Raw genomic sequence first — 1781 nt, 5'->3', positions numbered from 1 at the left:
TGTATTAGTATCCAGATGTACTATTTCTAGATTTGTTTATATAGCTTATAATACTAAAATATTGAATGCAAATATTGGATCTTTTTGTTCAATTGGTCCTGACTGTAAAATAGGATTAGGAATTCATCCAACTGATCATATTTCGACTTTTCCTGCATTTTTTTCAACATCTAAGCAATGCGAAGTATCTTTTATTTCTGAAAACTGTTATGAGGAACATAAAGAGATAAAGATTGGCAATGATGTCTGGATAGGGGCTGGTGTAATAATACTCGATGGAGTAGAGATCGGAGATGGAGCAATAATTGGAGCTGGAGCTGTTGTTGCTAAAAATGTTCCAGCGTATGCGATTGTCGGTGGTGTACCTGCTAAAATCATAAAGTATAGATTTAACGAAGATCAGATTTCTTTTCTTCAAGATTTTCAATGGTGGAATAAAGATCTGGATTGGCTTAAAAATAATGCTAACATTTTTTCTGTCTCTGCTAACTTTTTTAAAAAATATGAGAAATAATAATTACCCTCTGGTTTCTATAATAACCATTACATATAATGCTATCGAAGTACTGGAAAAGACAATCGAATCTGTAATTAATCAAAGCTATCCTAATGTTGAATATATTATTATTGATGGAGGAAGTACCGATGGTACTGTAGATACAATACAGCAATATCAAGATCAGATTTCTTATTGGATAAGTGAGCCTGATAAGGGTATCTATGATGCAATGAATAAAGGTTTAAAGAAGGCTTCTGGAGAATGGGTGAATTTCATGAATGCAGGTGACTATTTTTATGACTCATTTGTTATAGATAGTGTTTTTTCCTTAGATTGGTATAATTATGATATAATTTGTGGAAGAAAAGAGGGTGAGAAAATAGATAGAAGGAAAGCAACACGGTGGAATTTGTATAAAAGTATGGGGATTTGTCATCAAGTTATTTTTTCGAGATTGAAGTTCTTGAAAAATGGATTCAATTTGGAATATAAAATTTCTGCTGATTTTGATTGGTTATTAAAGGCATACTATAACCGTGCTAGGATTAAAATGGTAGATATAGTTGTTGTAATTTATCAAGGAGGAGGTATTAGTGAATCAAATGCGATCTTATTACAAAAAGAATTTTATGAGATTCTAAAGGTATATTATCCTAGATGGAGTGCAGAGTTAAGAAGATTAGTGTGGTGTCTTCGCGCATCAATAAATTTTTAGTATGATTCCATATATAGTTCTCTTTTCTTTAATTTGTTTTCTAGCTGTACCTTTTAACTATAAAAAAATAAAAGGATACGATCGTTTTTTTATGTTTATTTCAATTATTATTCTTTGCTTATTTTCTGGATTAGCGTCCTCTAGAGGAGATTATCTATCTTATAAAGATATATTTAATGCTCCTTTTGATAATTCCGCTGTTGAAAAAGGATTTCAGATACTCAATTATTCTGTAAGTTTCATTGGAGGAGGATATCACCTTTTACTAATATTGGTTGCATTGATAGCTATTTCTCTGAAGATATTAGCGTTTAAAGAACTTACTCCTTTTTTAGGATTAGCTACTATCATATATATAGGAGGTTTCTTTCCGCCAGCAGATATGGGGTCTATTCGTTTTGGTGTTGCTATGGGCTTCTTTCTTTTGAGCTTAAAGCATATTAAGAAACATCAAATTTGGAAATTTACACTTATAATCTTATTGGGTTGTACATTTCATGGTTCTCTCATAATTTCTTTCTTATTATATTTTATATATGCTCGAAATTTAAGAGTAAAGCATTATAT

General features: G+C 30.8%; 3 protein-coding genes. All 3 read left to right on the top strand.

What is annotated here, in order from left to right; genetic code table 11:
- Positions 1–514 (top strand): CatB-related O-acetyltransferase (locus HGC4_RS13830; protein WP_082204186.1); only part of this gene is annotated, 514 nt, incomplete at its 5' end.
- A complete protein-coding gene (locus HGC4_RS13825; RefSeq protein ID WP_050710730.1) occupies positions 504–1214 on the top strand; it encodes a glycosyltransferase family 2 protein in 711 nt (236 codons plus the stop codon). The genes HGC4_RS13830 and HGC4_RS13825, both read left to right, overlap by 11 nt.
- Before the next feature lies 1 nt (position 1215).
- On the top strand, positions 1216–1781 hold a 566-nt coding region (locus HGC4_RS13820), incomplete at its 3' end, for an EpsG family protein (protein ID WP_185099976.1).

The sequence above is a fragment of the Dysgonomonas sp. HGC4 genome, from assembly GCF_001261715.1.
Classification (GTDB): Bacteria; Bacteroidota; Bacteroidia; order Bacteroidales; family Dysgonomonadaceae; genus Dysgonomonas_A.
The sequence above is the reverse complement of the archived record's forward strand: the minus strand, read 5'-3'. Positions and strand labels throughout refer to the sequence as shown.

What these genes read in the sequence shown, in the direction of transcription:
- HGC4_RS13825 (WP_050710730.1), top strand. Translation starts at nt 504, where the DNA reads ATGAGAAATAATAATTACCCTCTGGTTTCTATAATAACCATTACATAT.